This is a genomic window from Limnohabitans sp., from assembly GCF_044361985.1.
Lineage (GTDB): Bacteria > Pseudomonadota > Gammaproteobacteria > Burkholderiales > Burkholderiaceae_C > Limnohabitans_A.
Genome location: NZ_JBIKHV010000102.1, coordinates 1 through 7090, shown reverse-complemented (window position 1 = coordinate 7090; position 7090 = coordinate 1). Strand labels below are relative to the sequence as shown.

Below are 7090 nucleotides of genomic sequence, written 5' to 3'. Positions count from 1 at the left end.
TTTCGGGCAAAAGCTTCCAGTTTGCTGCGTGCCAGAGCCAGTGCGGGGGCCACTTCGGTGAAGACGGCGCCATGCCCTGGGATGATGATGGCGGGCTTGAGTTGCTCGATCAGGTCAAGTGTTTGCCCGACCTCGTCAAAAGCATCCACGCCCACCAATTCAGGAAACACCACCCCGAATCCGTTTTGCCACAGTGCATCGGCTGACATCAGCACTCGGTGATCTGGCGCGAATAAAACCACGGAGTGCGGGTCGTGGCCCGGGGCGGCATGAACTTCCCAGTCCATGTTGGCCCAGCGGCGGCTGGAGCCGGGTTGGAGTAAACCGGTGAAGGTGAAGGGGGGGCAGTTTTGCCCGGTGGGTTTGTAGCTCAAGGCATCTTCACGCCAAGTTTGTACGTCAGCCGCCAATCCGGGGGGTATCCAGGTTTGCAAAGACGGGTAGCGGTCTTGCAGGGCCTGGTTGCCGCCGCAGTGGTCGCTGTGCAAGTGGGTGTTGGCCAATTGGTCCAGCGCGCGGCCTTGCAGGGCATGCTCGACCAAGGCCAGGGTTTGCGCCTGGTGCGTGACATAGCCGCTGTCCACCAGCGTGGCGCTGTCCGCATCGCAAAGCAGCACATTGTTGGCCGAGAGCCAGCCACGCTCGAGGACGGTCACACCAACGGGCAAAGAAATGCTTGAGTTCATGCAGGACAGCAGGGGGCTTTATTTGTTGCTGCGCAATTCACGGCGCAAAATTTTGCCAACGTTGGATTTTGGCAGTTCGTCTCGGAACTCGATGTATTTGGGGCGTTTGTAGCCTGTCAGATTTTCATGACAGAACTGGGCCACAGCCTCTTCGGTCAGCAGCGGGTCGTTGCGCACCACAAAGGCCTTGATGGTTTCGCCTTGCATGGCATCGGGGATGCCCACAACGGCGCACTCCACCACGCCAGGGCAAGTCGAGATGACATTTTCCAGCTCGCTGGGAAAGACGTTGAAACCGCTCACGATGATCATGTCTTTCTTGCGATCGACGATGCGTGTGAAGCCTTCGTGGTCCATGATGCCCACGTCGCCCGTGCGCATGAAGCCATCGGGTGTGAAGGTCTTGGCGTTTTCTTCGGGCTGGTTGAAATAACCGGTCATCACATTGGGGCCACGAATACAAATTTCACCGGAGCTGCCAATGGGCAGGCTCTCGCCCGCATCGTCTTTGATGGCGATGTCGATGCTGGGCAGCGGCAGTCCAATGTTGCCGCTGAAGTGGGTTTGCGTGACGGGGTTGTTGGTGCCAATGGCGCAGGTCTCGCTCATGCCCCAGCCTTCGATCATGGCGCTGCCGGTAGCCGCTTGCCAGTGGCGCGCTGTGCCTTCGGATGCGGCCATGCCACCGGCCTGTGTCAGTCGCAGCGAGGAAAAGTCGATCGTCTTGAACATCGGATGCTGCATCAAGGCGTTGAACAAGGTGTTGACCCCGGGCAGCATGTGAAAAGCCCGTTGTTTGAGCACCCCGATGAACTTGGCAAAGTCACGCGGGTTAGGCACCAGCGTCAGATGCGAGCCTTGACGGATGGCCAGCAAACACAAGGTCAACGCAAAGATGTGGTACAGCGGCAGCGCTGCAATGCTGTTGACTTTGCGCAGATCACCAATGCTGGCCAAGGCCGGGGTGAACCAGCCTTCGGCTTGCAAAATGGCGGCCACCACATTGCGGTGGGTCAACACTGCGCCCTTGGACAGGCCGGTCGTCCCGCCGGTGTATTGCAAAAACGCCACGTCATCCAGCGTTTGGTGCGTTGGTTTCAGGCTCAGGTGGCGGCCTTGCGCAATGGCTTTTTTGAATGGGGTGACCGTGCGTCCGCGATCCAGCGGCAGCTCGAATTCGGGCACCATTTTGGCCAGGTGACGCACGGCAAAGGTCATCCACCGTCCGTACCAGGGGCCCAGTAAGTCGCCGATCGAGGCCAGCACCACGTGCTGCACTTCGGTGTGCCCGATCACTTCCTGCAAGTTCGCAGCAAAGTTTTCCAGAATGACGATGGCGTTGGCACCGGAATCCTTGAGTTGGTGTTCTAGTTCGCGGGGAGTGTAGAGGGGGTTGACGTTCACGCAGGTGTAGCCTGCTCGCAAGACGGCGGCCATGGTCACGGCAAATTGGGGCAGGTTGGGCAGCATGATGGCCACCCGACTGCCGGGTGCCAAGCCTTTGTCCTGAAGCCAGGCGCCCAGGGCTTTGGACAGTTCGTCCAGTTCCTTGTAGCGCATCCAGCGGTCCATGCAAACCGAAAACGGGCTGTTGCCGTGCTCACGGAAAGCGCTCTCCAGCAAGTCCGTCAAGCTGCTGTATTGGCCAGGGTCGATGTCGTGCGGGACGCCAGGGGGGTAATTCTTTAGCCAGATACGTTCCATCGCTTGATCTCCTAGATGCACTGATTGTGGCCAACTGTTGGGCAAACTGTGATCGGGCAAAACCTCGGTCACGTCCGACAAGGTCTCACAGGCGACAAATAACCGGGACAGACAAGGCCTGGCAATTGGGTGTAGAGTCAGGGAAAACCCTTGATACACATGACCTCGAACACAAATCACCGCCCTGGATTCTGGCGCCATTTCTGGCGGCGCTGGGTTGCGGGTGGCGTGACGGGTGGGGCTGCACAGGCCGCTCCCACAAGTGCAAGCGGCGGGTGGATTCCCATTCGGTCTTTGTCGCCGCGCCACAAACCGCGCATCCTCAAGCATTTGTTGTCACTGGATGTGCAGGACCGTTATTTGCGGTTTGGCTACCAAGCGACCGACGAGCAGATTGAGCGCTACGTGTTGGGCCTGAACTTTGATCGCGATGAGATATTTGGTGTGTTCAACCGGCGCCTTGAACTGGTGGCCATGGCGCATTTGGCGTTTTCGGTCGATCCACAGTGGGCCACTTGCGCAGAGTTCGGGGTGTCCGTCGCTTCCCACCAGCGCGCCAAAGGTTTGGGTGCCCGCCTTTTTAACCATGCCGTCATGCACGCCCGCAACCAGGGGGTGAGCATGCTCTTCATCCACGCGTTGAGTGAAAACGTCGCCATGCTCAAAATCGCGCGCCACGCGGGTGCCAAAGTTCAGCGGGATGGCAGCGAATCCGAGGCCTATTTGACCTTGCGCGAGGCCACACTGGACAGTCAGTTGAGCGGGCTCATGCAAGAGCAAATGGCCGAATTGGATTACCAGTTGAAAAACCAGGCGCAGCAATTTCGCGAATGGCTGGCCACCATGCAAGAGATCCGCCAAGGGGTGCGAGATGCCCGCCACGCTTCTCACAAGCCCTGATTTGGCGGCGCGTCATCTGAATCCGCTATCCTTGTAGCTTGTCCATAACAGCATGTCCTGCACTTTACGACTGTGTCCGACCCTCACCCCGCGCGTTACCTTGAACGCGAAGACAAGCGCAGTTTTCTGCAAAAGCTTGCCGAATTCATCCATCCCGGCCCCGACTCCACCGACGAGTTGATCGAAACCCTGGCCGAGGCTGAAGACAACCACATCATCAATTCAGAGAGCCGCCTGATGCTCGAGGGCGTGATCCGCATGGCCGACATGACGGCAGGCGATGTGATGGTGGCCGCGCCCAGGATGGACTTGCTGGACATTGAAGACCCGTTTGACCAGTTGCTGAACCACGTGATCGAAACTGCGCACTCGCGTTTTCCGGTCTTTGAGGGTGAAAAAGAAAACATCATTGGCATCTTGCTCGCCAAAGACCTGCTGAAGCTGCAGCGGGCACCCGAATTGAACATTCGCGCCTTGTTGCGTCCGGCGGTCTTTGTGCCTGAGAGCAAAGGCCTGAATGATTTGCTGCGCCAGTTCCGTGACAACCGCAATCACCTGGCCATCGTCATCGATGAGTTCGGGCGCACGGCCGGCCTCATCACCATTGAGGATGTGCTGGAACAAATTGTGGGCGAGATCGAGGACGAATTCGACATCGCCGATGACGAGGGCGATATTTTTGGTTTGCCGGACCGAAGTTTCCGTGTCAGTGGTGACACCTCGCTTGAGCGTGTCAGCGAAGCCTTTGGCGTCAATTTGAACGAGGCGCGCGAGGACAGTGAGGGCCCTGACTTTGACACCATTGGTGGCCTGATTGCGCATGAAATGGGCCATGTGCCGCGTCGGGGTGAGCGACACGATCTGGCGGGCCTGCAGTTCGTGGTTTTGCACACCCGTGCGGGCGCTGTGCGTTGGTTCAAGGTGTCGCCTGTTTCTTCGGCTACGCCCCCCGAGCCCAAGGCATGAATTTCGGCCTGGCGCGCGCGCGCGGTCTGCAGACCGTGTGGCCTGCTTTGGCGGGTGCTGCACAGGCGGCTTCCATGGCCATGCCCGGCAGTGGCCAGGCGCAGGGCTGGCTTCAGATTTTGAGTTTGTTCTTATTGGCCACTGGCTTGGCGCGAACAGCGCGTGAGGCCCAACCAACCCGATCTTCGGCCAAGCAGGCTGCTTGGTCGGGTGGTGTTTTTGCCACCGTCTGGCTCACGGGCAGCTTTTGGTGGTTGTTTGTCTCCATGCACGATGTAGGCGGTTTGCCTGCACCTCTGGCTGTGCTGGCGGTGGTGGCTTTGGCAGCTGCTTTGGCCTTGTATTACGCCGCGGCCTCGGCGGCTTGGGTGGTTCTGGCCAGAGGCGTCATGGCGCATCGGCCGGGGTGGGTCAGTGTGCTTTTTGCCGCCCTTTGGACCTTGGCCGAACTCATGCGTGGGCGTTGGCTCACCGGTTTTCCTTGGGGTGCTGGCGGTTATGCGCATGTGGATGGCGTGTTGTCTGTCTGGGCGCCCTGGATCGGGGTGTACGGTATCGGCGCCTTGGCCGCCTGGCTGGCCATGCGCTTGGCCCTGGCAGGTTGGCGGCTGCGCGCGCTCAAGCCTTTGATGGGTGTGGGCTTGGTGTGTTGGGGACTGCAGGCCTGGGGCCCCACTTTCACCACTTCGGCCGGGGTGGGGCAGGTCGAGTTGCTGCAGGCCAACATTTCACAAAGCGCCAAGTTTGATGCCGCCAGCGGCATCCGGGACGCGTTGCAGTGGTACGACGCGAGGCTGCGCGGCAGCCAGCAGGCCTTGGTGGTGGCACCCGAGACCGCCGTGCCTTTGTTGCCAAGGTATTTGCCTGAGGGCTATTGGGCTGGTTTGCAGCAACATTTTGCTGAGGTGGGTCGCCCGATGGCGCTGGTGGGGCTGCCATTGGGCAGCAAGGCCGAGGGTTACACCAACTCGGTGGTCGCGCTCGGCCCCACCGGTGGGCCCGATTACCGATACGACAAGTCGCACCTGGTGCCCTTTGGTGAGTTCATGCCCCCCGGGTTTGTCTGGTTCGTGCAAATGATGAACATCCCTTTGGGCGATTTCAGATCTGGAGGGTGGGCGCAGCCTTCTGTGCATTGGCAAGGCCAGCGACTGGCCCCCAATGTTTGCTACGAAGACCTGTTTGGTGAAGAGCTCGCCATTCGGTTCAAAGAACCGACCCAGGCGCCCACTGTGATGGTGAACGTGAGCAACATCGCCTGGTTTGGCGATACGCTGGCCGTTGACCAGCACCTGAGCATCTCGCGCATGCGTGCCATGGAGCTGGGGCGACCCATGCTGCGCGCGACCAATACCGGGGCCACGGCCATCATCGATTACCAGGGTCGTGTGACCCATCAACTGCCGCGCTTTACCCGGGGCAGCCTGACGGGCGCCTATGAAGGGCGCAACGGCTTGACGCCTTTTGCCCGTTGGGCTTCGGCTTGGGGTTTGTGGCCGCTTTGGGCCTTGTGTTGCATGCTGGTGGCCTGGGCTGTCATGCGGTCTTGGCTGCGCCGACAATGACCGTAAAATCAAGGGTTCGCGCAGCGACTGCGCCCATCTAACCCTCGCCAGCTCGCTGCTGGTCTGCTCAGGCCATGTTGACCTTCCAGCAAATCATTTTGAAACTGCAGCAATATTGGGATGCCCAGGGCTGCGCCTTGCTCCAGCCCTACGACATGGAAGTCGGTGCGGGCACCAGCCACACCGCCACCTTCTTGCGTGCCATCGGACCCGAGCCCTGGAAGGCGGCCTATGTGCAGCCCAGCCGCCGCCCTAAAGACGGCCGCTATGGCAAAAATCCGAACCGTTTGCAGCACTATTACCAATTTCAGGTCGTGCTGAAGCCGGCACCCAGCAACATTTTGGAGCTTTACCTCGGCTCGCTCGAGGCGCTGGGTTTTGACCTGAAGCAAAACGACATCCGCTTTGTCGAAGACGATTGGGAAAACCCGACGCTGGGCGCCTGGGGCCTAGGCTGGGAAGTCTGGCTGAACGGCATGGAGGTCACGCAGTTCACCTATTTCCAGCAAGTCGGCGGCATCGACTGCAAGCCCATCACCGGCGAGATCACCTACGGCCTGGAGCGTCTGGCCATGTATTTGCAGGGTGTGGACAACGTCTACAACCTGAAGTGGACCGACACCCTGAGCTATGGCGATGTCTACTTGCAAAACGAGCAGGAACAGTCCGCCTACAACTTTGAACATTCGGATGCCGACTTTTTGTTCGTCGCGTTCAGCGCGCACGAACAGCAGGCGCAAAACCTGATCGCCAAGCAACTGGCCTTGCCGGCTTACGAACAAGTGCTGAAGGCGGCCCACACCTTCAATTTGCTGGACGCGCGTGGCGCGATCAGCGTGACCGAGCGCGCCGCCTACATCGGCCGCATCCGCAATCTGGCCCGCGCCGTGGCGCAGAGTTATTACGAAAGCCGCGAACGTCTGGACTTCCCGATGGCCCCGCGTGAATGGGTTGCTCAAATGCCCAAGAAAGCCGCGTGAGGAAGTACGACATGACGACACAAAATTTGCTGGTTGAACTGTTTGTGGAAGAGTTGCCGCCCAAGGCGCTCAAGAAGCTGGGTGAATCCTTTGCGGCCACCCTGGTGGAGCAATTGCGCGCCCAAGGCCTGGCTGCTGCCGATTCGCAAGTGACCGCTTTCGCCTCGCCCCGCCGTCTGGCCGCGCATGTGACCGGCGTGCTGGCGCAGGGTGCCGACAAGGCCGTGCAGCAAAAGCTGATGCCCGTGGCGGTGGGCTTGGATGCCGCTGGCAACGCCACACCCGCTTT

At 59.8% G+C, this 7090-nt stretch carries 7 protein-coding genes; 5 read left to right on the top strand and 2 right to left on the bottom strand.

All coding sequences use genetic code 11. From position 1 onward, the window contains the following. A partial coding sequence (locus ACIQ3A_RS12785; protein WP_396432112.1) for an MBL fold metallo-hydrolase occupies positions 1-686 on the bottom strand: 686 nt, incomplete at its 3' end. Positions 687-704: 18 nt separating this feature from the next. Next, positions 705-2390: an AMP-binding protein gene (locus tag ACIQ3A_RS12780; protein WP_396432111.1), complete on the bottom strand. Its 1686-nt coding sequence runs from the start codon at positions 2388-2390 to the stop codon at positions 705-707. Positions 2391-2549: 159 nt separating this feature from the next. Here ACIQ3A_RS12780 and ACIQ3A_RS12775 point away from each other — a divergent pair, with 159 nt between their 5' ends. The 5 genes from ACIQ3A_RS12775 to ACIQ3A_RS12755 form a co-directional block, all read left to right on the top strand. After that, on the top strand, positions 2550-3290 hold the full coding sequence (locus ACIQ3A_RS12775; protein WP_396432110.1) for a GNAT family N-acetyltransferase: 741 nt from the start codon (positions 2550-2552) through the stop codon (positions 3288-3290). Between the two features lie 72 nt (positions 3291-3362). Continuing rightward, complete coding sequence (locus ACIQ3A_RS12770; RefSeq protein ID WP_396432109.1) at positions 3363-4256, top strand: HlyC/CorC family transporter; 894 nt, start codon at positions 3363-3365, stop codon at positions 4254-4256. Further along, the gene (gene lnt / locus ACIQ3A_RS12765; protein WP_396432108.1) at positions 4253-5821 is read left to right on the top strand and encodes an apolipoprotein N-acyltransferase; all 1569 of its coding nucleotides are present in this window, start codon (positions 4253-4255) and stop codon (positions 5819-5821) included. The genes ACIQ3A_RS12770 and lnt overlap by 4 nt, the downstream gene beginning before the upstream one ends. A 74-nt stretch (positions 5822-5895) precedes the next feature. After that, complete coding sequence (gene glyQ / locus ACIQ3A_RS12760; RefSeq protein WP_396432107.1) at positions 5896-6801, top strand: glycine--tRNA ligase subunit alpha; 906 nt, start codon at positions 5896-5898, stop codon at positions 6799-6801. Positions 6802-6812: 11 nt separating this feature from the next. Then, on the top strand, positions 6813-7090 hold a 278-nt coding region (locus ACIQ3A_RS12755), incomplete at its 3' end, for a glycine--tRNA ligase subunit beta (protein WP_396432106.1).